Raw genomic sequence first — 25,383 nt, forward strand, 5'->3', positions numbered from 1 at the left:
CTACTCGCGGGGCGCCTGGTACGACTCAGCGCTCATCTCCGCCTCCAGGAATCGACTCAGAAATGCCCATGCGAACGGGCCTTCAAGCACCCGCACGTCGCAGTCGAATTGTCGAGCAAAACCCTGCTCGAACCAGCCCATTACCTGGTTCATCTCAATGGGTCGACCGTGCTCAAGGGCCATCGATGTCACGCCACGATCATCGATGCCGCAGGGCACAATACCGTCGTAGAAGTCCATGCGGGGCTGCACGTTAAGCGCAAAGCCGTGCATCGTGACCCACCGGGAGCACCGAACGCCCATCGCACACACTTTGCGCTCGGGCCCACGTACATCCGGGCCGACCCACACGCCGGTGCGCCCATCGACACGATCCCCCTCGATCCCGACCTGGGCAAGCGTGTGTATGACCGCGTCCTCCAGCTCTCTGAGATACCGGTGGATGTCCGTGAAGAATCGATCCAGGTCCAGAATCGGGTAGCCTACCAGCTGGCCGGGTCCGTGAAACGTGATGTCGCCTCCCCGGTCGATGTGGTGGAATTCAACCCCTTGCTCGGCAAGGCGGGCATCGTCCCAAAGCAAGTTTTCCCGGCTGCCGCTCTTGCCGAGCGTGTAGACGGGCGGATGCTCCAGGAGCAGCATCACGTGTGGAAGGTGCTCGGTCGGCTCGCTGCGCTTTGCCGCGATGAGTCGGGACTGGATGCGGCGTTGCAGGTCCCAGGTGGGCTGATACTGCAGAACACCCAGCCGACAGACCACAACCTCCTGCCGCGCATGGCCCGATGAATCCCGGGCGGCCATCAGTTTGCGATGCTTACCCGGATGTTGAAATTGCCCTGGACCTGTGTCGCAGATGGCTGACGGCTGTCCTCCGAGTCGAACTTCTCATACTTGAGCGTGAAGTTGGCCGACACCCGATTTGAGAACTGGTAGGAGACCACCGGGGAGAGGGTGAGACGTGTGTGGGCAGTGACCGGTGTCACGTTGTCGCCGGTGAGCACGTCGGCCAACTGGAATTCCGGGTTGTCGATCGCCGATTCCAGCGAGGTCCTCAGTCGCAATCGACGGTCCACCGTGGTGCTGCGCGCGACCGTCAAACCAATGCTCGCCCGGTTGTTCAGTCGCTTGCCGCCAAAGAACGGAAGGCGCATTCCCGTCTTCTGGTAGTTGAGGCTGAAGCTCAACTCACTCGTCTTGTTCTCGGAGACCTCGAGGTTGGACGTGCTCAGGCTGAAGCTGTTGGACTTGTTGTACTGCAGCGCCGTGTTGATCTGCTTTTTCCAGCCGATGTCCATGCCGATGAGCGGCTGGTAGCGCTCGTTGATCCGCACGGACCCGGTCTGATACTCCGGGATGTCGAATACGATGCGCCGGCTGCCCAGATCGACGGTCTGCACGGAGTCGTCGCCCGCGAAGGTGACGGTGTTGTAGTCGGCGGAATAGTCGGCGGAGTAGCCGTGCCGCAGCGAGAGGCTCTGCACAACGGCCCGGATCAGGGGCCAGTCGGACAGGCCGGAGTATGTGATCGACCAGTTCGGACGGGGGATGGGCAGCAGATTGCGCTGGTCGATTGTGGTAGAGCCGCGCACAAACGCATCGCGGAAGTCCCGCACCACCGACTCGTTGGTCAAGACGACCCGGCCGTCCCCGTTTTCGTCGCCGAGCAGGATCGGGTCTTCCTCGGCCGATGCGGCCAGGTCTTCCACGTACGTGTCGAACTGCGCCTGGAAGAGGTCCAGGTACGACGCGCCGAAGGCCCATATGGAGGACTTGTTGGTGCCGTTCTGCGTCAGCGTGGTATCGACACCGATGACGGTGGTTGTGCCGTCAGCCACAACCGGTCGGTAGGTGAAGGTCTGGCCGTCCGTCCAGTCCACGTTCCAGTTCACCGAGACCTGCAGCGCCTGGCTCGGGTTGAGCGTGGTGCGTCCCTGGAAGCGGTTGGAGTTGTCGAGCTGGTCGGAGACCTGCAAACTCGGGTCGATGATGCGGTCCTCGATGTCGAACTGCCGGTCGAATCCGAAGCGATAGCCCAGCGACGGGCCGCGTCCCTGGAAGGCATCGAGGATGGAGTAGTAGTTGACCACCTCCGCCAGCGTGGAGTCTTGGTTCAATACAGGCTGGCCCACGTTGCTCGAGGTCGAACTCCGTGTACCGTTGTAGGTCACGCTGAAGTCGCGAATGCCGGTCAGGCCGAGCACCGTGCGGCGCGCCAGGACCTTCAGGTTGGGCAGCGGCAGCTTGAATCCGCCGCCCGTGGAATCGGCGGCCACCGCTGCCGAATCAGCCGGAGCCACCGGCTGGGGACGACGTGCATTGGGGTCGTTCGCCCGACGCCGCTCCTGCTCCCTTTGTTGCCGTTCCCGCTGCTTCTCAGAGTCGTGCGCGCGTTGCGCCTCCTCCATCGCCTTGTAGAATCCGAACTTGCGCCAGAACTCCTGGATGCGCAGCGAGACACCGGCGCGAAGGTCTACCTGGTTGCGGATTGCGGCACCCGTATTTCGGCCCAGCGGACCGTTCTGCCAGTTGTAGGTCACATCGTATGCCACATCCTGGAGGGCAATCCAGTTGAGCGCGTTGATGTTCTGCAGTCTGGGCCGGAAGGTCGCCGTGAACTTCTGGTCGTGCCGCTCCGCACGGATGTCGGCGCCGCCGGTGAGCACCGAGCGCAGCACCTGGTCGAACGGCTTTACTTCCAGGGATTCGAGCTCGAAAAAGCGGCTCGCGTTGCTCGAGTCCACCAGCCCGGCGTCGATGGCCTGCTGCAGACTGAAGCCCGGGAACAGGGTGTCCGAGGCCGCGATGGCGAAGGTGGTATCGACACCGGCGGCGTTCAGGCTTTGCGTGGTGTTGGTGTCGAAGCTGAGGTTCAAAAATCCGAACGGGTTGTACTGCAGCGTGAAGTTGCGCTGGTGCCCGAACGCGTGCTTCTCGCGCAGCGGGAAGCGCACCGACAGCGGGATGGAGGACGTGTCCCCGGCGGCCAGGACCGGGCGCTCTCGGGTTTGCGAGAGGTTGCGGTTCAGCGTGCCGGAGGTCGACAGCGACTGCGGCAGGTAGTTGAATCGCAGGTCGGCCAGCATGCCTACCACCGGGATCGGATCCAGGAACCAGAACGGCTTCAGGGTGCGCGGCCGGCGGGTGCTGAAGCGGTAGCTCGCCGTCGATGACCAGCGCCAGTTGTCGTTGAGCACCTGGCTCGGATTGCGGCCCTCCGCATCGGAGTAGGAATAGGTCAGTCCGATGCCGTCTACGGTATTGCGCAGCACCCGGGAGCGGGAGCCGGTCTTGGCAAAGCGCGTGGTGACGGACCGGGTAAAGCTGTATGTCTGCGCGGATTCGATGGCGTCGGTACGCAGTTCCTCCTTTTCGGGCTCTTCGAGGTCCTCTCGCTCGTCAATCTGGCTCAGCAGCTCCTCCAGCCGCACGTCGCCGCGGGTCGGGGCAAAGCGCGGCGTCTGCGTATTGGACTGCACCTGAACGTTGACCGGAATCGTCCAGCCAAACCGCTCCGGGATCAGCTTGTCCATGTTCACTTCGGACGTAACGCTCCAGTTGTTGATGCTGGTCTGCTCACGATCGCCCAGCGTGGAGGACAGCGAGCCGAACCCGTCGGTCTGGCGCTGGAAGTTGGCCTTGATGCGACCAAAGTCCGCCAGCTCTAGGTCCAGGTTTGCGAGTCCCGCCCAGCCGTTGGTCTCGTCGTAACCGGCCACGCGGAGCTCGTTAACCCACACCGAAATGTCCTCCAGGATGTCGTCGAAGGCGGTGGAGGTAGAGTCGGAAGCGTTCCGGATGCCGATGACCACGCTGTTCACACGCCCAAGCGACGGGGTGCCCTTAATGCCCAGGCGCGTGCCCGGAGGAGCGAATTCTTCGGCGTCCGGAGCGTCGGGTGAGACGAGCGTGTCTCCGACCACGTTGTAGAAGATGCTGTCCGGCGGGAAGGCCAGGCGGTCGCGTGCCACCTTGAGCTGATTCAGTGCGCCCAGGTCGATGTTGACCGAGTTGAGGTCCTGGATCTCGCCATTGAATTCCACGGCCGTTCCCCAGAGGGCATCCGAGCTGCCGGCCGCTTCGCTGCTTGGTGTCAGCGGCTGCTCATATTCGTAGTAATCGTTGCTCTCGTTCGCGCCGATGCGCACGAACAGCTTCACCTTCTCACGCGCCTCTTCGATGGGCAGATTGGCGAGATCGGATCCATCTGCCAACTCCCCGTGCAGGTGCGTGAACATGCGCACATTGGAGTACTTGAGCAGGTCGAGCGCCGTGTTTTGTGTCTTGAAGATCGCTCGCTGCTTGCCGGGCAGCAGATTCTCTACACGCAACACGAGGGACTGCTCGCGCGCATTCTGCACGCGGCCGGAGGCCAGGCGGGTCTGACTGACCACTGCGCCGATGGGCGGCGAGTAGAGGTCGGCGTTCTCCTCGTTGTTGATGGAGGAAATCGTCAGTCGGGTGTCGGCTCTCGCGGTATCCGCCACCGTCGAGCGCTCGAGGGTGATGCGCTCCGACTTCTGCCACTGACTGCCAACCAGCTCCAGGGCGGCAAACCGGATGGTGACCGGCACCTGATGCCCAGTGGTCCAGATCCGGATGGACTCGATCAGACTGAAGTCCTGGATGTTGCCCACCTTCCGGGTGAACTCCTGCACGGGAATGCGCACCTGGTACCAGCCGGTGCCGACACCTTCAGCATCTGCAATTTCGCCGACCACGTAGTCATCCACGCGCCCGGGGGCTGCCAGGGAATCCAGCTTGGCGCGCTGCAGCGGCAGTTCGTACTGGAAATAGCTGTTGTCGGTGTCGACCGTGGAGTTGAGGTTGCGGTCTTCCGAGTCGGGGAATCGCGAGTTGCCGCGCTTGACCGAGGTGTTGGTCGCCAGCTTGGTCTGCGTCTCGAACGCATTCAGTTCGTGCCCGGCGAAGTACCGGGAGAATCGCTGCTGGAACGTGGCCCCGGTCGGGTAGAATGCCGGGTTCTCGTAGTACTCGCTGTTGCCGAAGTAGTGGTAGTCGTCGCCGGACGGGTCAACCAGCGCCTTTGCCACCTCCGCCCGGTAGCGCGGGTCGGGATCGCTCTGGTTGAGGCTCGAAACGAAGTCCGCAAAGTGCTGGGTCTCCGTAGAGAACGGCGGGTAGTCGCCTCCATAGGAAGCCAGACCGTCCAGTCCCAGGTCTTCGGTGCGATTGGTGGCGTCGTCGATGTCGACCACGCTGTTCTGGGTGGCGTTCGGTGACCGACCCCACTTCTGGATGGATCCCTCGCTGACCGTTGACAGGGTGAGGCCGTCCTCGTTGTTCAGCTTCTCGTTGGGAAGGATGTCCTCGGAGATCGATCCCAGATCCACGTACAGCTTGGCCTGCGCGCCCGCGTCGTCCGCCGGATTCTCCGGGAAGGGCCGGAAGACGAACTCCACAAAATCGATGTTCTTCAGGCTGAAGTCCGTGAACCCCTCCGGCAGCCGCTGGGCCATGCCGCCCCATGTGTCCTCGGGCTTGGACAGGAAGTTCTTGAGCTCGGTGGTGTAGTTGTAGGGTCCGCGCTCCGAGGGGTTGAAGTAGATGTCCAGCGTTTCCAGCTGGTCGATGAGCTCTGCGCGCGTATCCCGGTTCGGGAAGACGTCATTGATCTGCAGCGGCTTGATGGCCTCCACGTTGTAGGCCACCGCCGGTACCTCGGCAAGCATGTTGGCGTTGATGCGGTACCAGGCGAACGTGCCACGCCAGGTCGTGCGCAGCGAGTCCGACACCGAGCCGCCCCGCACGCCCGCTCCGTCCACGGCACCAATCGAGTCCGGGGCCGCCGTCAGGGACCAGGTCCCGGGCTGCATGAGGGAGAACGTGTTCTCGAAGCCCTCGAAGTCGTCGATGTACGAGATGCCGGCCAGCTCATCGGCCGCAAAATCCCGGTCCGCCTTGCGCAGGTCCCTGCGTGTGCGCGTGAATGCGATGGTCTCCACGTGGTTGGGTCGCAGTTGCGCGAACTCACCCGTGAACGCCACCCGGGAGGGTTCTCTCGTCTGGATGAGCGGGAGCGCATCGACCGCGCGCGTCAGCCACCGGGGCTCGGCCTGGAAACTGCCGTCCACACCCCAGATGGTGTTCGATACAGGCTCCTCACCGATGCGGAATTTGTCGATGGGACTCTTCTGCGTGAGGCGCATGAGCGTGGCGCCGAGGCTGATGCGGTCATCCAGCGAGTAGTCGGCGCGCGCCCCGAGCAGGGTCTTCTTCTGCAGGTTGAAGAAGGAATTCTGCTCGTACTCGATGTTGATTTCGCGGCCGGCCGTCAGGAATGCAGGGTTGGTGATGGTCACCGTGCCGCCTGTGTAGTCGACGATGAAGTCTGCGTTTTCCTGCAGCGGTGTGCCTCCGGAGGTGACCCTGACGGAGCCCGGAATGAGGCCGGCATAGGCGCGCAGGTCATAGAAGTCGGAGACCGTGCCACTGTACTCGCCGCGGATGCGATACACGTCATGCTGCGAGTCCCGCCGGGCATTGGCCTTTTTCTGCGAGTACAGATTGCGGAAGACATACAGGTCCTCCAGCTCTTCGCTGCCGCCGGAGGCCGCGATCAGGTCCTGCATGCGGTCGCCGAACGGCTGGAGGTACGGGTAGATCAGGAGCCCATCGCCCGGTTCAATGGTGTAGTTGACCAGAAAGTCGAACAGATCGTCCGGCTTGAGGGCCTGGTCCTCGTTGACCCGGTCGAGGCCGAGCATCTGAAGCAGCGTCTGCTGGCCGCCGACGCCGGGCAGCGTGCGCGAAGCGGTCTGGCCAGGCGGCTCGTAGTAGACCTGGAGCTGGAATTCGTTGGCGTTGATGCCGCGTCCCGGCAGCCGGTAGATGTTGCGCAGTTCCAGGTACCACGCGGCCGGATTGAAGTTGGACTCCGGCGCCGGCTGCCGTAGCTGCACCGGGCGGAGCAGCTTCATGACCAGCTTGTCCTCGTTCTGGCCGCCGTCGGAGCCACCGGTGTCGGTCGAGAAGTCGCCTACCTGGTAGGCGCGGCCGCCGGCCGTGTAGCGGAAGGAGACCGCCAGGGCCTCGGACTCCTGCAGACGCTGGCGCAGACTGATGTACCCGAGCACCTCGTCAAAGTCATAGTCCCGGCCACGTTCAAGACGCTTCATGCGCCCGATCTGGTAGTCCGAAGAACTCAGGTTCTTGGAAGACTCCAGATAGGAACCCGGCGTTGCAGCACCGTCGCGCAGTTGGGAGTCGACCTCTCCACCGGCTGCGTCATCGTACTGGTCGATGGCGTTTGAAGGCAGCCGCTCGGCCGTGTACCCGTCGGCTTGCGAGAGCAGTTCCTCGCTTTCGCCGAGGTCCACCATCGCGACAACCTGTCGCACATTGAGCTCCTCGGGCGTTGTGGGCTGAAGGCGCCAGACCTCGATCTCCTTGATGCCCTCGAAGCCGTCGGCCACGCGGATGTTGGGCGGATCGGCGAGCGCGTCCTCCCAACGGTTGCGGAAGTAGTAGCCCAGGAAAAAGTGGGTGTTGTCGTCGTAGTCCGTCGGCTTGAGGTCGTACTCGGTCGTCTCCGAGCCACCGTCGATGGACAGGCTGTTCGACTGCCCCTCCTGCTGTGACATCACGGTGGTCAGGTGCACGCCGCCTACCTGGAACTCGGACTTGATGCCGAACAGGCTCTGACCGCCACGGATCAGGGTCGATGGGGTCTGCAGGAAGACGTTACCGGCCTCGATGGACTGCACGATCTCGTCATCGTAGCCCTGGTAATGCAGCTTCAGCTGGTTCTGGTAGTCAAACTGGTTCTGCGAGTCATAGTTGACGTCGATCTGCAGCTTGTCACCGATCGAGCCGGTGATGCCAAGGCGCAGGTCCTGCTTGAAGTCCGGATCCAGCTGACTCGGGCGGCCGGTGAAGGCCACCTGCTGGTCACTCTTGCGGTAGTCGAAACCGGCCCGGATATCGGCCTGTCCGTTGACGCGCAGATCCACCTCGGAGGTGCCGAAAATGGTGGTGAATGCACTCTCGCGCCCACCGGGCACGACCACATTGAATCCGAGACCGCCTCTGCGGCGCTGCTCGAGCTGTCGCTGGTGCTCGACCACCAGTTCCTCCCAGCTCTCATTCAGGTCGTAGCGCAGTCGCAATTGCCGGTAGGTATTGAAATCCACCTCGACCGGGTAGCGCACATCCTGGCTTCCGACCTGCTCGCGCGTGGTGAAGCGGAGGCGGGTTGTATCGACCTCGGTCTGCTGGCGCCAGTAATTGCCGTATCGGAGTCCGAACGGCCTGCGATCGCGCGGGAAGAAGCGTGCGGACGGCAGGTCGCGTTGCCAGCGCGGCCGATAGCGGGCCGACAGACCGGTGTCCGGCGTGACAGTCAGCGAATCCAGTCGCAGGTCGGCAAGCAGGACGGCGAACACCGAGTCGGTGTCTGCGCGGGCGGCCAGCATCGGCCAGTCCCTCAGCGCTGCGTAGCGTGGGTCTTCCAGGGCCTCGCGGAGGCGCCGGAAATCGAGCACCGTGGAATCCGAGTCCGCGGCCACGCGCAGTCGGTCCAGTGCGATGTGTACGGAGTCGGTGTCGGAGACCGCGATGCGCGGCGTGCTCCACGTGCGCAATGCGCCGGTCTGATCGGGGGCTGCCTGTCCTACCAGGACCATCGCCACGACGGCACTGCCCATTACCAGGCCGAGAAGCGTGCGAGCGGCGCGTCCGGATGTACGGGTCCCGGTGCTGCCCTGTAGAAAGGCGGCCTCTGTCGGAGCCGAGGTGGAGAGATCCCGTTCTGGTGCGTTTCCGCAGGTCAAGTCTGCAAGCCGTCCAGGGGGCGGATTGTTACGATTCGTAGCGGAGGCGCGCGGCGGATCTCAGGTTTGTTCGACAGACAGGCTGGTGACTCCGGCAGCGGCGGTCCGAAGGGGCGGGAAACTAGGCTCGAGGGGGTCGACCTTCAAGCAAAAAAGCCCCAGTGGCTGGACGCTGACGCGGCTTGGTGGAGGGTATCGTCCGAAACGGCGGATGGAAAACCCGAACCGCCTATTTTTGTTCGGAAACGGTACACCGCAGCACCCTCGCGGTGCCCAACGAGAACTCACCCAACCGCTGTAGAATTCCATGAAGGGACAGACCATTGCCGTGACCGGTGCCGCGGGGCGGCTGGGCCGCGAGCTGGTTGCCGAGCTGGTGCGTCGTGAAGCCAACGTCGCCGCCATCGTAATGAATGACGCGGAGGCGCGTCTGGTACCCTCCGGGCGGTCGAGCAGGGTGGAGTCATTCATCATGAACGTCACGGAGAGCCGATCGGTCTGTGACGGTTTCGAGCGCATCGCGAGTCGATTCTCCGGACTGGACGGCCTGGTGCACACCGTAGGCGGTTGGGCGATGACGCCGCTGCTTGAGACCGGCCGTCAACGCTGGGACGACATGATGGCCCTGAATCTGACCAGTGCGTTCCTGTGCTTTCGGGAAGCTTCGCGCGTGATGGTGACCGGGGACGGAGGCTGGCTGGTCGGCATCTCTTCAGGCCAGGGCGCCGAGCGCGGTGCAGGCGGTCAGTCGGCCTACTCGGCCGGCAAGGCTGGCGTGCTGCGCCTGGTGGAAGCAGTCGGCGAGGAGTTGGCCGATCGCGGCGTGTCTACCCTCGCGGTGGCTCCTTCCATGATCCTGTTTGACGACGACAGTGACTGGGACGGCGTGCCCGTGGGCGATGTGGTGGCGGCCTGCCTCAGCCCCTGGAGCGACGACCCGCCGGAAAGTGGCGGGCTGCGGCGGGCGTACGGCACGCTGGAGCCGGGGTGATTTGGCTCCGGTCGGGCGCGGCGGGGGGCTGCGGCGCCGGGGCGGTTTGGCTCCGGTCGGCGTGCGGGGCTGTGGCGCCGGGGTGATTTGGCTCCAGTCGGCGCGCGCGGGGCTGCGGCGCCGGGGTAATTTGGCTCCAGTCGGCGCGCGGGGCTGCGGAACCGGGGCCGGTTAGGAGCCCCTCCGGCCCGGCAAACCGTATGAGCCCCCGGCGCGCGACGTGGAAAAGTGCCGCCGAATCCCATGTATGGCCCTGTTCGCGCCGGCGTCGAGTGGAAAAATGGGGTTGAGTCCACATCGCGCGACAGCCAGGAGACGGCGGGGTGGAAAACCGGTGCCAGATCCCATATCGGGGCGGCTCCGGTGGCCGGCGGCCAAGCCCGGGAGCGCCCCCGCCGGCCAAAGCAACCCTCCGGCGGCCAAGCCGCGAGCAATCCCTGGCGGCCAAAGCAACCCTCCGGCGGCCAAGCCGCGAGCAATCCCTGGCGGCCAAAGCAACCCTCCTGCGGCCAAAGCGCGAGCGATCCCCCCGGCGGCCCGGCGCTGGGCGCGCCACGTGGAAAAGTGCCGCCGAATCCCATGTATGGCCCTGTTCGCGCCGACGCCGAGTGGAAAAACGGGGTTGAGTCCACATCGCGCAACCGCCAGGACACTGCGGGGTGGAAAACCGGTGCCAGATCCCATATCGGGGCGGCTCCGGCGGCCGGCGGCCAACCCGCAAGCGATCCCCCGCCGGCCAAAGCAACCCTCCGGCGGCCGGCGGCCAACCCCGGGAGCGCCTGGACCGTCAGCGACCCGGCGGGCTATCGCGCGCCCTGAGTGGGCGAAACGAAACCGTCCTCCCACGCCTCCGAAATCTCGAGCCCGCGGGCCTTCAGCGCGTCGAGCAGCAATTGGCCGGGAATCACCACCTCAGGAGGAGCAACCCCGCCACCGGGCACGTTGCCGGCCGCGATGTGCCGCGCAATCGCTGCCGCGGGGATGGCGGTGCAATGCTTCATCGCACTGATGCCCTGCGTCGGGTCGGCGTACTGAATGAGCTCGTAACGCAGCGTACGCGGCACACCGTTCACCTTGCCGTGAATGACGATGCGCATGAGCACGACATCCCGCTGGTGGCCCCCAAGCCGCTGCCGCATCCGCCGAACAAGCACGTCTCGATAGGTCAGATGCGTGCGTACGTCGAGACTCTTGGCCTCGGCGAAACCCAATCCGATGACGAAGCGCATACGGTCCGCGTGGCCAGGCCATCGGATGGTCTTCAGATCCAAGGTTCGCACCTTTCCTTTGAGGCGCTCCGGAAGGGTTGCCAGGCCGCCCGCCGTACAAAACGCCTCGAGGTCCTCGAAGCCCTCGCCGAATGAGATGTCCTCCAGCCGGGTGAGGGGCTCACACCTGGTGACCTCACCGTTCTCGATGAGTTCGACCGGGCCCGTGTAGTCGTCGAGCACCTTTTCGGCGGACCAGGAGAAATTGAACTTGAATGGCGGCTTGGGATCCTGGGGAATCGCGCCCACCCGGATGAAGGCCGCGTCCGGGTCGTCAAAGCGGTCGACTCCGTGCAGGCAGAGCACGTTGACCAGGCCGGGCGCGATGCCGCAGCCAGGTACCACCCAAAGCCCCGCAGACTCGGCCAGATTCTGAAGATGGGCCAGGTCCGCTACTTCGTGATCGGAGGTACCCAGGTCGCAGTAGTGGCAGCCGTGTTCGAGCGCCAACCTGACCAGTTCGGGGATGCGGTCATTGGGAATCGCTCCCACCACCGCATCACATCGCTCCAGAATTGGCGCCATGGCGTCCGCATCGCGGGCCGATACCTGATAACTGCGCAACTTGTCGGACGAAATACTGCGCGAGATGTCCGCGAGGGCGCGGGCACTCGTGTCACAGATGTGGACGTCCGTGATCTCGTCTGAAGCCGCGAGGTCGCGGGCAATCGCGGAGCCGACGGCTCCCGCTCCGATCACAAGAATGCGCATGGCACGACGTAGGGGATGGGCGATGGGTCAAGATAGGCCGGGCAGTCGTGAACAAGCCGTAAACGGAAGCGCTTCCGGGGTCGGCGTCGTTGTCGCAAGCAGGGGCTCCGTCTATGTTTGCGCGGGCATAAACCGAGTTGCACATGGCGTACAAGGGCACCATTGGAATCCTCACCGGGGGCGGAGACGTCCCCGGCCTGAACCCGGCAATCCGGGCGGTCACCATCCGGGCCATCCGTGAAGGATACCGTGTGATCGGTCTTCGCCGAGGCTGGGCTGGTCTCGTCGACATGGTCCGGGAGCAGGGAGCCGACAACAGCGAGAACTTTGTGGAGCTCACCGAGAACGTGGTGAATCGCGCCGGACGTACCGGCGGCACGTTCCTTCATTCCAGCCGGACCCGCCCCAGCCACCTGCCCCTTGCCCGCGTGCCAACACACGTGACCGGCTACGAAGACGAGTTCAACGACATGACGCCCGAGGTCATGAAGAACCTGGAGTGGCTCGGTGTCGACTACCTGATTCCGATCGGCGGCGACGACACGCTCAGCTACGGTCACCGGTTGCATCAGGAGGGGATGAAGGTGGTTGCCATTCCGAAGACGATGGACAATGACGTGCCCGGCACGGACTACTGCATCGGATTCGGGACCTGCATTACGCGCACCATCGAACTGGCGCACGCACTTCGCACCAGCGCGGGCAGCCACGAGCGCTTCTTGGTCATTGAGGTCTTTGGGCGATACGCCGGTTTCACGGCCCTGCTTCCAACCATGGCAGGGGCGGCGGACCGTTGCGTAATACCAGAGCACCCGGTAGACATTGAACAGCTCGCCGAGCTCATGGTCGCGGATCGCAACCGCCACCCGAGCAAGTATGCCGTAGTGCTGGTGTCAGAAGGCGCCACGATGGCGCACCACGATGGCATGAGTTTCGAGGGCGAGGAGGCCGATCAATACGGTCACAAAAAGCTCGGCGGCATCGGCGACAAGGTGGCTTCAGACCTCAAGGCGCTCAGCCCCAAGTACAACAACGGTCAGCGCATCAATGTGGTCAGTCAGCGGCTGGGGTATCTGGTTCGCTGCGGCGATCCCGACGCGCTGGATTCCATCGTGCCCATGGCGTTCGGAAACCTGGCGCTGGACCTGATCCTGCAGGGCACCTCAGGCAGGCTCGTCAGCGTTCGCAACGGTACGTACGACAACGTTCCGATCGATGTGGTCATCGGCACGAAGAAGGTGGTCGATGTGGCCAAGTACTACAATACCGAGCGCCTGCGCCCGCAGTACAAGAGCTTCAATCGCCGGCCGGTGTTCATTATGACCAGCGACGTGTAGGTCGAGGGGCTCCCAGGCTTGCGCGCCCCGGCCGCGTGAACGCTCCGCGGCATGACTCCGGCCCTACACCGCCGCCTGATCGGCGCTGGCACCCATCCATCGCACAACCAGCGTGGAGAGCCCTACCAGCACCATCAGCAGCACCGAGTACGCCGCCGCCGCGCCGAAGTCGTACAGCCTGAGCTGCGCCAGAATCTCCACGGAGATGGGCCTGTTCGCAAAGTTGTAAAGCAGAATCGAACTGACGAATTCCCCGAGTGCGGCTACAAACGTCAACAGAGCACCCGCCAGAATGGAAGGACCGAGCACAGGCAGCATGACCCGTCGAAGCGTGGTCAGCGTCCTGGCGCCAAGGTCCATCGAGGCCTCGGACAACCGAGGGTCATAGGCCTCCAGCCCAGCTATGGTGGCTCGTACCACCAGCGGGATGTTTCGGATGAAGTAGGCCAAAGGCAGCAGCCAGAACGTGCCCACCAGAACCTGTCCAAACCCGGCAACTGACGGCTGGTTGAACGTGACGATCAGGTTGATCGCGATCACGGTTCCGGGAATCGCGAACGGCAGCATGGCTACGGTGCGAAAGACAGCCCGGCCGCGAATGGTGCCCTGCTGAATCAGCAAGGCGGCAGCCACGCCGAATACCACGTTGGCTGCGGTGGCCATCGATGCCATCACCAGTGAGTTGCGGATGGGCTCGAACACATCCGGCTGCGAAAAAAGCGCGCCGTAGTTGGCCAGCGTGTAGGCCTGTGGCATGACCTGATACGTCCAGGATCCTTCCTTCACAAACGAGATGAGCACAATGACAGCGATAGGCAGCAGGAGCACCGTCAGCGTGATCGCTCCCAGCAAGACCGCAAGCGCCCGCGCCCAGCCGGAGCGGACTGGAAGTGGAGGTGCACCCGCTCCCTTGCTGGCGGTGCCTCGAGTCTTGCTGCGTCGATCCACCTCAATCAATGCCAAAAAAACCAGGCAGATGACCGTGAGCAGGCTGGCCACGGCGGCAGACATCTCCAGATTCCCGTTCGTCTTGTAGTTGTAGATCTGCAGCGTCAGGAAATTCTCGGTGCCGGCAAACAGGAGTGGCGCGGTGAATGACGCCATCGAAATCATGAACACCAGAAGCGATGCGCTCACCAATGCCGGGCGAAGGAGCGGCAGCATCACCCGCCGGAACGTGGTGAATCCACCGGCGCCGAGATCGGCGGAAGCCTCGAGAACGGATCGATCGAGACTGCGCAGCGCCGCCGAGACGAACAGGTAGAAGTACACGTAGAACGAATAGACGTGCACCAACCACACGGCCCACAGTCCTTCAAACGCAAAGGGCACCGACTCCAGAGACAGCACTTCCTGAATCCCCCTGGGAAGTATGCCGGACTCGCCGTATAGGAACAGAAACGCCAGAACGCCGACCAGCGGAGGCAACGCCAGCGGCAACGCCGCGACCGCCATGAGCAGTCGCCTCATGGGAAAGGAAAACCGGAAAAATCCGTAGGCCATGGCCGTACCGATTACACCCGCTCCGAGAACAGAGGCCACCGAAATCCAGACCGAGTTCCAGAGGGCACGCACGTTTGCGTTGCCGCGACCTGCAAACATGTCTGAGAGCCCATCGGCCGAAAGCCCGGCCGCAAACATGCGCAGGCTTGGATACAGCACGTACGCGAGCAGGATCAGCCCGACCGGCACGGCGAGCGCCCAGGATCGGCGACGATCCAGAAGCGCCGCAGCACTCACAGGCTGGCGCGGCCTTCCAGGGCGCGGGTCAACGTGGCCTCGTCGGCAAACTCCAGGTCTCCTCCAATGGGCAGCCCACGGGCGATGCGCGAGACGCGCACTCCGAACGGATCGAGCAGCTGCCCCAGGTAATACGCGGTGGTATCGCCCTCCACATTCGGGTTCATGGCGAGGATGATCTCGCCGATGGCCACCGGCGGTGCGTCATCGTCCAGCGGATCGGCGTGTCCGTCGTGCACACGCTGCACCAGCTCCCGAATGCGCAGGTCCTCCGGCCCAATTCCGTCCAGAGGGGAGATTACGCCGCCGAGTACGTGGTAAAGGCCGTCGAATTCGTTGGTACGCTCGATGGCGAGCACGTCATTCGGCTCCTCCACCACGCAGAGCAGGCTCCGGTCACGCCGCGGCGCGCGACAGATGGGGCAGGGCTGCTGGTCAGTGACGTTGTAGCACACCTCGCAGGTGGTCACGTTGTCCTTGACCGCCACCAGCGCCTCGGCCAGCGCCGTCACTTCCTCTCGGCTCATCTTGAGGATGTAGGAGGCCAGTCGGCGCGCCGTCTTGCGACCTATCGTCGGCAGCTTCGCAAACTGCTCGATCAGGGCCTCGACAGACTCCGAGGTAAACTGCACGGACTGCTACAGGCCCAGGTTGTTGAGATCCATGCCCGGGGGCAGGAAGGAGCCCGCTGCCTTTGACATTTCCTGCTTGGCCATTGCCGCAGCCTCATCCAGGGCTTTGTTGATACCGGCGATAATGAGGTCCTCCAGCATCTCCGGGTCCTGCGGGTCGATGACCTGCGGCTCAATCTTGATGGCCGTCACACGCTGTGCGCCGTTGGCAGTCACCTGCACCATGCCGCCGCCTGCCTCCGCAATCACCGTGCGCTGCGCCAGCGCGTCCTGGGCTTCGGTCATCTTGCGCTGCATGTCCATCATGCGGCCGAACATATCGGCCATGTTGCCGCCTTCAGTCATCTTCAGGTCTCTTGGTTTTTGGGGTGGAGCCGAGCGGCCTCACCATACGATTTCCCCGCCGAAGCGCTCCATCAGCAGCTTCATGGCCGGGTATTCTTCACAGATCTTGCGGAGGGCCTCCTGCGGGTCGACATCGCTGACCGTGACATCCTCCTCGTGGCGCACGGTGCCATTGATTTCAAAGTCGATGCGCTGGACTTCCGGGCGTCCGATTTCGGCCAGTCCCTGGATGATCTCATCATGCGCCTCGCGCAGAACGCGGGCGTGGAATTCGTCCGGCACCACCAGGGTGACAGTCGTGGCGTCCCGGATCTCGGCCTGCGCATGCTGCAGCAACGCTCCCAGGTGGATCTTTGCGGTTCGCACTTTTTCGACGACGGCCTCCCATTCTTCCACGGACTCGCCCACGGCAGCCGGCGCCTCCATGACGGCCACATCCGCCTGGGCCTTTTCGTCCGGGCGGTCCAGTGCAGGCCTGCTCAGCGCCGGGGCTCCGAAAATGTCCATGGATCCGCCGCCTCCCTGGTTGAAAAGGGCAGGCTGTGCGGGCGATGGGCGCTGTGGCGCGGGCGATGGGCTGGGTGCCGGCTCCGAGCGCAGTGCGGGCTCGAAGGGCTCGGGTGGGGGCGGCGTTTCGGCGGCCTGCTCCGGCTCCGCTGCGGCGGGCTTCGGCTGCGCGGGTCTGGCGGTCGGCTGATCCTGCGGCGCGGCGGACGTCGCCGCCGGTTCGGGCTCAGGCTCCTGCTGGGCGGTCTCGGCGGGCGTCTCCGCTGCGGCGGCTTCGACGGCGACCGGCTTGGGCGCGCGGGGCTTCGCCACCGATCCCGAGGTCGCCGCAGGCTCGGGTTTGGCTGCCGCCGGCGTGGTCGATTCAACGGGCCGCGCCACCGGTGCCTCCGCCAGCGGCGCGTCGCTCGGCGCGGGCAGTCCCGCATCGCGGGCCATCTTCTTCACCAACTCCAGCGCTTCCCGCAGGTCCGTGGTGGCGGGCATGGAAGCCATGCGGACCAGAGCGAGCTCCAGCCGGAGCCGCGGCTGGCGGGCCACACGGAGTCCGTCGAGCGTGCGGTCTATGGTGGACAGGAGCCGCAGAATCTGGGTTTCCGTCAGGGACTGGGCGTCCCGTGCGTAGCGCTGCCGGGTGGCCTCGGCGGCCTCAATGAGGTCCGTGTCGGGCATGGTCCGGGCGACCAGCAGATTGCGCAGGTGCTCGGCAAGTCCATCCAGGAATTCCTGGAGGTCGTACCCGCTGGACACCACCCGGTCCACAAGCGCAAGCATGCCCGCCGTGTCGCGGTGGGCGATGTGGGTGGTGACCTCAAAGAAGAGCTCCTCACTGACGACGCCCAGCGCCTCGACAAGCCGATCCTGCTGGAGGTCATCGCCGCAAAGCGATACGGCCTGGTCAAAAACGGAGAGCGCATCGCGCAGAGCCCCGTCTCCCTTTCGGGCAATCAACATCAGCGAGCCATCGTCGGCCGAGATGCCCTCCGACGTGCAGATCTCCGCCAGCCGGGATACGATCTCCTGGACCGGAATACGCCGAAAATCGAACCGCTGGCACCGACTCTGGATGGTGGGCAACACCTTGTGCGGTTCGGTGGTCGCGAAGATGAACAGGGCGTGGGCCGGAGGCTCTTCCAGCGTCTTCAGCAGCGCGTTGAACGCCTGCGTGGTCAGCATGTGGACCTCGTCCACGATGTAGACCTTCTTGCGATTGCCTTGCGGCGGGATGCGCACGGTCTCGCGCAGGTCCCGAATGTCGTCGACCTTGTTGTTGGAGGCCGCGTCGATTTCGATGATGTTGAGATTGCGGCCCTCTTCAAAGCTCCTGCACGACTCACACTCCCGGCACGGTTCGGCGCTGTCCGTTCGTTCTTCCTGGGCCGTGGTGCAGTTGACGGCCTTGGCCAGAATGCGGGCGGCCGTCGTCTTCCCCACGCCGCGGGGACCCGTGAACAGGTAGGCCTGGGCCAGCCTGTCCAGGCGGATGGCGTTCTTCAGCGTCTCGGTCACGTGCTCCTGCGCCACAAGCTCGCCGAACAGCTGCGGGCGATACTTGCGCGCGGTGACCAGGAAACGGGTGTCGGGCATGGTGGGTAGTGCTCGGAGGACGACCGCGAGCTGCCAATGTACGCGGTGGGACCGAGGCTTACCGGAGCGTTTTTGGGCGGTTCCGGTCCAGACCGGGGAGGCGAGCGAGCTACTCAGTCGGCCATGAGACGAAGCGGCAATACCGTGCGGGAGGGTGGAAATCCCTCACCGTCAGAAACATCCTCCTCGTAGACCTCGAGATGTCCGAGTTGGCTTTCCCGCACAACAAACTCCACGTCGAAACGGAACGGTCCGGCCCCGTCCACGCCGCCACCCATGGCGAAACCAGCCGCAAGCTGGGAGCCGTCCCGCGCCATCAGTCGCAACTGCACGTTCGACTCGAAGGTGCGTGAGCACCCGCGCACCTCCATCGGTGAGCGCACCTGCTGGCCGGCGCGCGGCTCGGTGACAATCACGTGGGCGGCGTCCAGTGGGGGGCACGGCACCAACCCGGCGGATTGGGACCGACAGCCGGCAGCAAGGAGGAGAGCGAACACAATCAAGCGCATGCTGCAAATTGCCGTCTGCCGACAGGGAGGTCAACCCCGGCGTGCCCGGGCACACCGGAACCGGGGAGGTCAACCGCCGGCGCAGCGGGCACACATCAGGATGCAGGCCGGTTAACCCCGGCACGCCCGGACCCACCGCCACCTACCGATTAGTCCGAGCGCGTGCCCAGGAACGTGGTCACCGCCGCGGATACCAACCCCTCGATCAGCAGGGCGCGGAAGTGAGATACCTGACCGCGGCTCATTCCCGTTGCGCTCAGCCCCAGCATTTCACTGGTTGCTGCGCGTGAATTCAGCAGCCATCGGAAATCGTCGGCAGAAATCGCCCCGGCGGCCAGCAGTCCGCTCCATTCGGCGAGATCATCTGCGGCTCCGTTGATGAAGCTCTGCGCGGTCTCCATGAGCTCGGCCCGGTACCCAGCCCAGTGGGTGCCGATGCCCCCGGAGACCGTCTTCAGGACCCTCCTTAGAAACAAACGAAAGTCCGGTCGCGATGGATAGGCTCTACCTGAGCGACTTCGCACCACGGACTCCAGTTCCGGAGAAAGCCTTGGAAGAGCGTTGTTCATTTCGGGGCGCCGATCTTGGCGAGTTCAAAGGCCTCCATGGCCGCAAATGACGCCTCGACCAGATCAATGGCCTGAGCGATGAAGGCCGGGCGCAATGTGGTGTCCGCCTGCCAGCGGGACAGAAAACCGCCGACCAGGTGTCCCTCCGCATCGAGCATGAGGTTCCACTGGGCGACTGCCGTGCCATTTCCTACGCGACCTTGAGCGGCTTCGCGGGCCGCAGCAAGTTGCTGCATTAGCGTGTTTGCGGCCTTCGTGTGCTCCTCATACGGCTGCTCGGCCTTCTCCATGAGGCGCACCGAGCGCCCCTTCAGCATCCCGAGTTCCCGCTTGGCCGCGGGAGAGTAGGCGGGACCGCTGGCAGCGCAGGCCGACAGAAAAAGCAGGGATGCCAGGAGGGCCGGGATTACCCGAGGCAGAGGCATGGAAACGGAGGTGCGTTCGGTCGATACAACGGAAAAGCCTTCGCCCACCCGACACGTGCCCGGCCGAAAAATCATCCACGTCGACATGGACGCGTTCTATGCGTCCGTGGAGCAGCGCGACGACCCCGCGCTGCGTGGCAAACCGGTCGCCGTCGGGGGCCAGCATCGGGGCGTTGTGGCGGCCGCTTCCTATGAGGCCCGCAAGTACGGCGTGCACTCCGCGATGCCGTCGCGCACGGCTGCCCGGAGGTGTCCCGGCCTGATCTTTGTCAAACCCCGGTTTGAGGTGTATCGCGAGGTGTCCGGCAAGGTGCAGGCCATCTTTCGTACCTACGCCTCGGACGTGGAGCCCCTGAGCCTGGACGAAGCCTATCTCGATGTGACCGAGCCTCTGAAGGGGCCTCCATCGGCCACCTTGATTGCGCTGGCCATCAAGCAGGAGATTTTCGAAACCACGGGTCTCACCGCATCGGCCGGGGTGAGCTACAACAAGTTCCTGGCCAAGGTGGCCTCAGGCCACAACAAGCCGGACGGCCTGACCGTGATTACCCCGGAGGATGCGCCCGCGTTCATCGATGCGCTGCCCATCGGCAAGTTCTTTGGCGTGGGACCGAAGACCGCGAAACGCATGCAGGATGTGGGCATCTACACGGGCGCGGATCTCAAACGATGGGAGGAGGAGCAGTTGGTCAGCCGCTTCGGCAAGGCCGGCAAGTACTATTTCCGCGCCGCGCATGGCCTGGATGACCGTCGGGTGTCGAGTAGACGCGGCCGAAAGTCGCTAGGTGCCGAGCGCACGTTCCGCGACGACATCGCCGACCCACACGAGATGATGGACCGGCTGCGGGAGATCGCTCGCGTGGTTGCGGAGCGCATGGGTAACAAGCCGCTCGCGGGCCGCACAGTCACGCTGAAGATCAAGCACTTCGACTTCACGATCACCACCAGGTCCACCACGGTACCAGAGCCCGTCTCGACTGCAGACGAGATCCTGCCACTGGTGGAACGTCTGCTCTTCAAGGCACCCGCCCCGCCTGAAAAGGCGGTCCGTCTGCTCGGCATCACGATCTCCAAATTTGAGGACCGGGACGGCGCCGGCCGGCAGCTCGAGCTCGACCTGGCAGCTGGCGAAGCATAGCCTCGCCTAACCGCGCTCCGAAATCAGCGAACCCGAGCGTAGTTGATCTCGACCTCGCGGAATCCATCCGGAGAGCCCATCGCCAGAAAGAACGTGAGGGCGTCGTCGCCGGTCCGACGAATGGTAAGACCGTCGAAGTACAGCGCGCCCTCGTCTGCCATGATGAGCGGAAACAGCACGGCCTCGTCGGCCGCCTCCCAGGCCTCGAAGTCGGAGGAGAAATGCTTTACACGCAGGGTCGGTCGTCCTGCCGCCGTGTCGATCACCATGTGCTCCGACAACGAAATAGCACCACCGCGAACCAGGCGGAAGAGCCCGTGCATCTGACCGGCAGCCGGAGCCGTCCAGAGTTCGTCCACGGTGCCTCCCAGCCCATCGCCATGCCAGGTCCCGGTCAGGAAGCTGCTCACCACGTCCAGAGAAACGTCCAGACCAGCGGTCGAATCCGTCAGCGCCAGGGTGTTTGCGGTCTTCGCGGTCTGGGCGGATGCCGACCCGACCATCAACAGGCCGGCGGTCAGCAGAACGGGAATTCTCATGGCGTCGGGGGTGTTTCGCCCAATGTAGGTCCGATCAGATCCCAAAGGTTGCCGTAGAGATCCGCAAAAACCGCCACCGTGCCATACGACTGCACGGCCGGCGCCCGCACGAATTCCACCCCTGCGTCCGAGTAGGCTCGAAAGTCACGCCAGAAGTCGTCCGTGTGCAGAAAAAAGCCCACCCGGCCGCCGGTCTGATTGCCAATCGCGGCTCTCTGGGAGTCTGTATTGGCCCGTGCCAGGAGGATGCGCGAAGCGGGTCCCGGCGGCTTGACGACCACCCAGCGCTTGTCCTGTTCGGGCTGATAGGTGTCCTCCAGCAAGGCGAATCCCAGCTTCCCGGTAAAGAACGCGACGGCCTCGTCATGGTCTCGAACCACCAGCGTTACCATGTCCAGTGCGGCGCCGGCCGTGACCAGGAGGCTGGTAGTTTTGATCTGTCCGGCGTGGCGTGCCGCATGCTCGCCGGCATGCATGAGAAGTCCGATCACGGTCGATGGGAGCTGTGCCCCTCCGACCGCGCGGAAGTCTGTCACGGTCTCCGGGGACGTACCCCGAAGCTGGGCGAGCGCCTGATCGACGACCCGATGAAACCGGGCGAGTAACTCCTGGGCGGCAACTCGGGTGGAAGCATCCCGCTCCGCGGCAAGGTCGGTCCGCTGTGCCTCCGTCAGTGCTTCCCCCCGCGCGTAGGTGAACAATCGGTCGGTGCTGCCGGACAGGTGCGACAGATGCCACCCGATGGACGCGCATCCCTCCGGCCGCGTCCAGAGGTCAGGCTCGGCCAGACCCGCCAGCACGGCCCGGATCTCCTCCTGGGCGCCCAGGAGTGCGTGGGCTACAGGTTGCAGCACACCAGGCACCCCCTCTACAGGGCCGCGGAGCCAGGGTTCAGGATTCGACATGATCCGGCATTTGGTAGCGGAAGTCGCACGAATCGGCTCCTGCCGCGATGGTTTGTGTGCGTTCAAACAGTACGCCCCACAGCTCGGCCATGCGCCAATCGAGGCTACAGGCTGCATGACGCGTCAACTCGGGCATGCCGTGATCGCGAAAGTATTCCGCGATCGGGCACCGGACCACATCGAACGCGATACCCTCACCGGACGCCAGGAGCTCCCGTTCAAACGGTGCGGTGAACACCGTGCGGAAGGAGAGGTCGAGCATCCATTGTACTCGCGTCCTCAGGCGTCGGCTTCGAAGCCTTGAGACCCGGTTCAGAAGGACGAATACCGGCCGAAACAGACGCCAATGGGTGTCTTGGACCAGTCGGCCCGCTTCGTCGGCGTCGAGGCCGGCCTCCAGCGCGGATGCATACAGCGCGCGGCTCCAGTCGAAGTAGCGCAGGAGCAGGTTTACGCCAAACGAATATCGGCTTTCTGTTCGGGCGTAGGCCCTGCGCATTTCCGCCAGAACGGTCTGCGCATCTACAGGGCGGTCTGCCAGCGCTTCCTGGGCCGCACGACGATAGGCGACGCCCGGGGGCAGAAGAAGTCTGCCGAAGCTCACCCCGACAATCCGAGCAGCCTGTGCTCGAGCTTGTTGAATTGGCCCTTGCTCAGAAACACGCGATGCAGGCCATCCTCCAGCTGGACCTGTACCGTCGCCTTGCGCTCCGTGCCGATGTGGACCACGTGGCGCGTCTTCAGGTCGATATCGAGGAAGTAGTAGAGCGGGTTTCGATCAGCCATGGCTCAGTCCAGTTGCACGAATACCGGCGCGTGGTCGCTGGGCTGCTTGCCCTTGCGTTCATCCCGATCTACAAAGGCGCCGGTGGTTCGAGCCAGCACGTCCGCCGTCACCAGAATATGGTCGATGCGCAGGCCGTCTCCCTTGGGAAATGCCAGTCTGCGGTAATCCCACCAGGAGTAGGGTCCGGGCACTTCCGGGATGCGGGCGCGGACCGCATCGTTCAGCCCCATGGCCACAAGGCGCCCGAACGCGTCCCGGACCTTGTGGTGGCACAGCACGGAGTTTGCCCACCGTTCCGGTTTGGCCACGTCGTCATCGGTGGGCGCGATGTTGTAGTCGCCGCACAGCACTACCGACTTGCCGGCTCCGATTTCGTCGGCAAGGAAGGACTCGAGCCGGTTCAACCACCGCAGCTTGTACGGGTACTTGTCGTCATCGGTCACGGTGCGTCCGTTCGGAACGTAGACATCGACGATGCGCAGCCCGCCGATATCGGCCGCGATCAGGCGAGCCTGCTCGTCTTCGGGCTCTCCGGGCAGTCCCATCACCACGTTGGTCGCAGGCTGTTTGGAGAGGATCGCGACGCCGTTGTAGGTGCGCTGCCCGTGAATGACGGCGTGGTAGCCCGCCTCTGTGATGGCCTCTACCGGGAAGTCGGCGTCCTCGACCTTGGTCTCCTGCAGGCACACGATATCAGGGTCGTGGCGATCCAGAAAGGCCAGCACGCGATCGTGACGGGCGCGGATGGAATTGACGTTCCAGGTGACGATGGAGAGGGCCATGGGAGCGGGTTTGGTACAGGTACAGAATCGGGAGCGCGTAGGAGAGTATTGGTGAGGTTGGGGGGAAAAGCACTGCGCACGGGGCAACCCGGCGTACTATGTTCGAACATCAATCACAGACCGCCCTGCCCATGAACGCGCGCTACGTCACCGCTGCCGTCGCCGCCTTGTGCCTCCTCGTGAGCTGCTCCCCGACGCCGCACGGTTCCGAACTGACGGTGCAAGTCACGCTGGCGGAATCCGCTGCCGCCGAGGCCGCGGCGCTCGGGCTCGACGGACCCTACACAGGTCGGGTGCTCGTGATCGTGTCCAGGACTGCTGATCAGGAGCCGAGGGCGCAGACAGGCGTGAGCGGCGTGCCCTACTGGGGGATGGATGTCTCCGATTGGCAGGCCGGCACGGCCCGATCCGTGCAGTCGGGCGACCCCGACGTTCGAGGCTTTCCCCTGGAGCACGTATCCGACCTCCCGGAGGGGGAATACACCATGCAGGCGCTGCTGAATGTGTACACCCGGTTCGACCGGTCGGACGGGCACACGGTCTGGATGCATCTGAACAGCGGTGCCGGTCAGGACTTGTGGGAAGCGCCTGGCAACCTGATTTCTGAGCCGATGCAGATCCGTGTGACGGGGAGGGGGCAGACCATCGAGCTTGCCCTGACGGAGGCCATCCAGCCGGACACTCCCCTGGCCGATGGGCAGGTGCTGCAGCAGGGCAACTACCAGGACACCGACTGGGTGAAGTACGTCAAGATCAGGAGTGAGCTGCTCTCGGAGTTCTGGGGACAGGACATGTACATCGGTGCCAACGTGCTCTTGCCGGCGGGCTACGCTACCTCCAATGAGCGCTATCCGGTCCTGTACATGCAGGGACATTTCCCTGGAGGCCGGGCACCCCTCGGATTTGGAAGCGAGCGTGGCCGCAGCGTCGGATTCCAGGAATTCTGGTCCTCGGGGCAGGCGCCCGGCATGATCGCCGTATCGATCCGGGATGCGAATCCGTACTACGACACCGCCTACTCGGTGGACTCGGAAAACGTAGGACCGTACGGAAGAGCCATCACCGAGGAGCTGATACCCTACCTGGAGGACCAGTTCCGCATGATCCCTGCCGCCTGGGCTCGAGCCACGGCAGGCGGTTCGACCGGCGGATGGGAGGCTCTGGCTGCGCAGATCTACTACCCGGACACCTTCGGTGGTGCCTGGGGGTGGTGCCCGGACCCGGTGGACTTCAACTACTACCAGATCGTCAACATCTACGAAGACGAGAATGCCTATTTCACCGGCAATGAGTGGCACCGCGTCGAGCGCCCGAACGCGCGGCGGTTTGACGGAAACGTGCGCTCCACGGTGCGGCAGGAGAACCACATGGAGTTGGCGGCCGGTCCGAATTCCCGTTCAGGCGGCCAGTGGGCCATCTGGGAGGCGGTGTTCAGCCCGGTCGGTGACGACGGATATCCTGAGCCCATCTGGGATCCCGTCTCCGGGTCCGTAAACAGGGAGACCGCAGAGTTCTGGCGAGCCAACTATGACCTGCACCACTACCTGCGCACGAATTGGGAGACGGTCGGCCCCAAGCTCAACGGCAAGCTCCACATCGCCACCGGAGACATGGACTCCTACTACCTGGACAACGCGGTCTACCTCCTGGATGAGTTCCTCGCATCGAAGCCAGGTTTTCAGTACGAGGTCCAGTACGGGCGGCGCAAGCCGCATTGCTGGACGGGATACAGCCCGTCAGGCTCCGGGGAAGACATGACCAACCGCGAATTCGTGGAAATCGTCGGCGCTTACTTCCAGAAGAACCGGCGAGCCTGACGGCG

General features: G+C 64.1%; 19 protein-coding genes. 4 read left to right on the top strand and 15 right to left on the bottom strand.

Translation table 11 applies throughout. The annotated features are described in order from the left end of the window. Positions 1 to 801, bottom strand: coding sequence for a lipoyl(octanoyl) transferase LipB (gene lipB, locus JJ896_05980; protein ID MBO6779181.1), 801 nt, complete (start codon positions 799 to 801; stop codon positions 1 to 3). Beyond that, positions 801 to 8,663: a cell surface protein SprA gene (gene sprA / locus JJ896_05985; GenBank protein ID MBO6779182.1), complete on the bottom strand. Its 7,863-nt coding sequence runs from the start codon at positions 8,661 to 8,663 to the stop codon at positions 801 to 803. Before sprA ends, lipB begins: the two co-directional genes overlap by 1 nt. A 433-nt stretch (positions 8,664 to 9,096) precedes the next feature. Between sprA and JJ896_05990 the strand changes: the two genes are divergently transcribed. After that, positions 9,097 to 9,780 carry an SDR family NAD(P)-dependent oxidoreductase gene (locus tag JJ896_05990; GenBank protein MBO6779183.1) on the top strand — a complete coding sequence of 228 codons (684 nt, stop codon included), beginning with the start codon at positions 9,097 to 9,099 and terminating at the stop codon, positions 9,778 to 9,780. Positions 9,781 to 10,583: 803 nt separating this feature from the next. On the opposite strand, the gene JJ896_05995 is transcribed toward JJ896_05990, so the two are convergent. Continuing rightward, positions 10,584 to 11,759 (bottom strand): saccharopine dehydrogenase NADP-binding domain-containing protein, encoded by a 1,176-nt coding sequence (locus JJ896_05995; protein MBO6779184.1) that lies wholly within the window; start codon positions 11,757 to 11,759, stop codon positions 10,584 to 10,586. Between the two features lie 143 nt (positions 11,760 to 11,902). Between JJ896_05995 and JJ896_06000 the strand changes: the two genes are divergently transcribed. After that, positions 11,903 to 13,096 (top strand): ATP-dependent 6-phosphofructokinase, encoded by a 1,194-nt coding sequence (locus tag JJ896_06000; protein MBO6779185.1) that lies wholly within the window; start codon positions 11,903 to 11,905, stop codon positions 13,094 to 13,096. Positions 13,097 to 13,159: 63 nt separating this feature from the next. Here the strand turns inward: JJ896_06000 and JJ896_06005 are convergent, their stop codons facing one another. The 7 genes from JJ896_06005 to JJ896_06035 all read right to left on the bottom strand — a co-directional run bounded on the left by JJ896_06005 (position 13,160) and on the right by JJ896_06035 (position 19,410). After that, a complete protein-coding gene (locus tag JJ896_06005) occupies positions 13,160 to 14,836 on the bottom strand; it encodes an iron ABC transporter permease (GenBank protein MBO6779186.1) in 1,677 nt (558 codons plus the stop codon). After that, the gene (gene recR, locus JJ896_06010; GenBank protein MBO6779187.1) at positions 14,833 to 15,468 is read right to left on the bottom strand and encodes a recombination protein RecR; all 636 of its coding nucleotides are present in this window, start codon (positions 15,466 to 15,468) and stop codon (positions 14,833 to 14,835) included. Before recR ends, JJ896_06005 begins: the two co-directional genes overlap by 4 nt. 6 nt (positions 15,469 to 15,474) lie before the next feature. Further along, a complete protein-coding gene (locus tag JJ896_06015; GenBank protein MBO6779188.1) occupies positions 15,475 to 15,813 on the bottom strand; it encodes a YbaB/EbfC family nucleoid-associated protein in 339 nt (112 codons plus the stop codon). Between the two features lie 39 nt (positions 15,814 to 15,852). Continuing rightward, positions 15,853 to 17,907, bottom strand: a complete 2,055-nt coding sequence (gene dnaX, locus JJ896_06020) for a DNA polymerase III subunit gamma/tau (GenBank protein ID MBO6779189.1) — start codon at positions 17,905 to 17,907, stop codon at positions 15,853 to 15,855. A gap of 113 nt (positions 17,908 to 18,020) precedes the next feature. Beyond that, entirely contained in the window at positions 18,021 to 18,353 is a 333-nt protein-coding gene (locus JJ896_06025) for a Gmad2 immunoglobulin-like domain-containing protein (protein MBO6779190.1), read from the bottom strand. A 212-nt stretch (positions 18,354 to 18,565) separates the two neighbouring features. Further along, positions 18,566 to 18,985 carry a hypothetical protein gene (locus tag JJ896_06030; GenBank protein MBO6779191.1) on the bottom strand — a complete coding sequence of 140 codons (420 nt, stop codon included), beginning with the start codon at positions 18,983 to 18,985 and terminating at the stop codon, positions 18,566 to 18,568. Continuing rightward, positions 18,982 to 19,410: a hypothetical protein gene (locus JJ896_06035; protein ID MBO6779192.1), complete on the bottom strand. Its 429-nt coding sequence runs from the start codon at positions 19,408 to 19,410 to the stop codon at positions 18,982 to 18,984. Before JJ896_06035 ends, JJ896_06030 begins: the two co-directional genes overlap by 4 nt. Between JJ896_06035 and dinB the strand changes: the two genes are divergently transcribed. Next, entirely contained in the window at positions 19,409 to 20,548 is a 1,140-nt protein-coding gene (dinB, locus tag JJ896_06040; GenBank protein MBO6779193.1) for a DNA polymerase IV, read from the top strand. The two genes, JJ896_06035 and dinB, sit on opposite strands and share 2 nt — an antisense overlap. A gap of 23 nt (positions 20,549 to 20,571) precedes the next feature. Here dinB and JJ896_06045 read toward each other — a convergent pair whose 3' ends face one another. From JJ896_06045 to xth, 5 genes are read right to left on the bottom strand one after another with little or no spacing between them, the layout of a single operon-like run. Continuing rightward, a complete protein-coding gene (locus tag JJ896_06045) occupies positions 20,572 to 21,087 on the bottom strand; it encodes a hypothetical protein (GenBank protein ID MBO6779194.1) in 516 nt (171 codons plus the stop codon). Then, positions 21,084 to 21,992 carry a DinB family protein gene (locus JJ896_06050; GenBank protein ID MBO6779195.1) on the bottom strand — a complete coding sequence of 303 codons (909 nt, stop codon included), beginning with the start codon at positions 21,990 to 21,992 and terminating at the stop codon, positions 21,084 to 21,086. Before JJ896_06050 ends, JJ896_06045 begins: the two co-directional genes overlap by 4 nt. Continuing rightward, a complete protein-coding gene (locus JJ896_06055; protein MBO6779196.1) occupies positions 21,979 to 22,596 on the bottom strand; it encodes an L-2-amino-thiazoline-4-carboxylic acid hydrolase in 618 nt (205 codons plus the stop codon). The genes JJ896_06050 and JJ896_06055 overlap by 14 nt, the downstream gene beginning before the upstream one ends. Then, positions 22,593 to 22,778, bottom strand: coding sequence for a hypothetical protein (locus tag JJ896_06060; GenBank protein MBO6779197.1), 186 nt, complete (start codon positions 22,776 to 22,778; stop codon positions 22,593 to 22,595). The genes JJ896_06055 and JJ896_06060 overlap by 4 nt, the downstream gene beginning before the upstream one ends. Positions 22,779 to 22,781: 3 nt before the next feature. Further along, positions 22,782 to 23,561 carry an exodeoxyribonuclease III gene (xth, locus tag JJ896_06065; protein ID MBO6779198.1) on the bottom strand — a complete coding sequence of 260 codons (780 nt, stop codon included), beginning with the start codon at positions 23,559 to 23,561 and terminating at the stop codon, positions 22,782 to 22,784. 131 nt (positions 23,562 to 23,692) lie between these two features. Between xth and JJ896_06070 the strand changes: the two genes are divergently transcribed. Then, entirely contained in the window at positions 23,693 to 25,378 is a 1,686-nt protein-coding gene (locus tag JJ896_06070) for a hypothetical protein (protein MBO6779199.1), read from the top strand. Positions 25,379 to 25,383 lie beyond the last annotated feature (5 nt).

The organism is Rhodothermales bacterium, assembly GCA_017643395.1.
Taxonomy (GTDB): Bacteria; Bacteroidota; Rhodothermia; order Rhodothermales; family UBA10348; genus JABDJZ01.

What these genes read in the sequence shown, in the direction of transcription:
- lipB (MBO6779181.1), bottom strand. Translation starts at nt 801, where the DNA reads ATGGCCGCCCGGGATTCATCGGGCCATGCGCGGCAGGAGGTTGTGGTC.
- sprA (MBO6779182.1), bottom strand. Translation starts at nt 8,663, where the DNA reads ATGGGCAGTGCCGTCGTGGCGATGGTCCTGGTAGGACAGGCAGCCCCC.
- JJ896_05990 (MBO6779183.1), top strand. Translation starts at nt 9,097, where the DNA reads ATGAAGGGACAGACCATTGCCGTGACCGGTGCCGCGGGGCGGCTGGGC.
- JJ896_05995 (MBO6779184.1), bottom strand. Translation starts at nt 11,759, where the DNA reads ATGCGCATTCTTGTGATCGGAGCGGGAGCCGTCGGCTCCGCGATTGCC.
- JJ896_06000 (MBO6779185.1), top strand. Translation starts at nt 11,903, where the DNA reads ATGGCGTACAAGGGCACCATTGGAATCCTCACCGGGGGCGGAGACGTC.
- JJ896_06015 (MBO6779188.1), bottom strand. Translation starts at nt 15,813, where the DNA reads ATGACTGAAGGCGGCAACATGGCCGATATGTTCGGCCGCATGATGGAC.
- dnaX (MBO6779189.1), bottom strand. Translation starts at nt 17,907, where the DNA reads ATGCCCGACACCCGTTTCCTGGTCACCGCGCGCAAGTATCGCCCGCAG.
- JJ896_06030 (MBO6779191.1), bottom strand. Translation starts at nt 18,985, where the DNA reads ATGAACAACGCTCTTCCAAGGCTTTCTCCGGAACTGGAGTCCGTGGTG.
- dinB (MBO6779193.1), top strand. Translation starts at nt 19,409, where the DNA reads ATGGAAACGGAGGTGCGTTCGGTCGATACAACGGAAAAGCCTTCGCCC.
- JJ896_06035 (MBO6779192.1), bottom strand. Translation starts at nt 19,410, where the DNA reads ATGCCTCTGCCTCGGGTAATCCCGGCCCTCCTGGCATCCCTGCTTTTT.
- JJ896_06045 (MBO6779194.1), bottom strand. Translation starts at nt 21,087, where the DNA reads ATGAGAATTCCCGTTCTGCTGACCGCCGGCCTGTTGATGGTCGGGTCG.
- JJ896_06050 (MBO6779195.1), bottom strand. Translation starts at nt 21,992, where the DNA reads ATGTCGAATCCTGAACCCTGGCTCCGCGGCCCTGTAGAGGGGGTGCCT.
- JJ896_06060 (MBO6779197.1), bottom strand. Translation starts at nt 22,778, where the DNA reads ATGGCTGATCGAAACCCGCTCTACTACTTCCTCGATATCGACCTGAAG.
- xth (MBO6779198.1), bottom strand. Translation starts at nt 23,561, where the DNA reads ATGGCCCTCTCCATCGTCACCTGGAACGTCAATTCCATCCGCGCCCGT.
- JJ896_06070 (MBO6779199.1), top strand. Translation starts at nt 23,693, where the DNA reads ATGAACGCGCGCTACGTCACCGCTGCCGTCGCCGCCTTGTGCCTCCTC.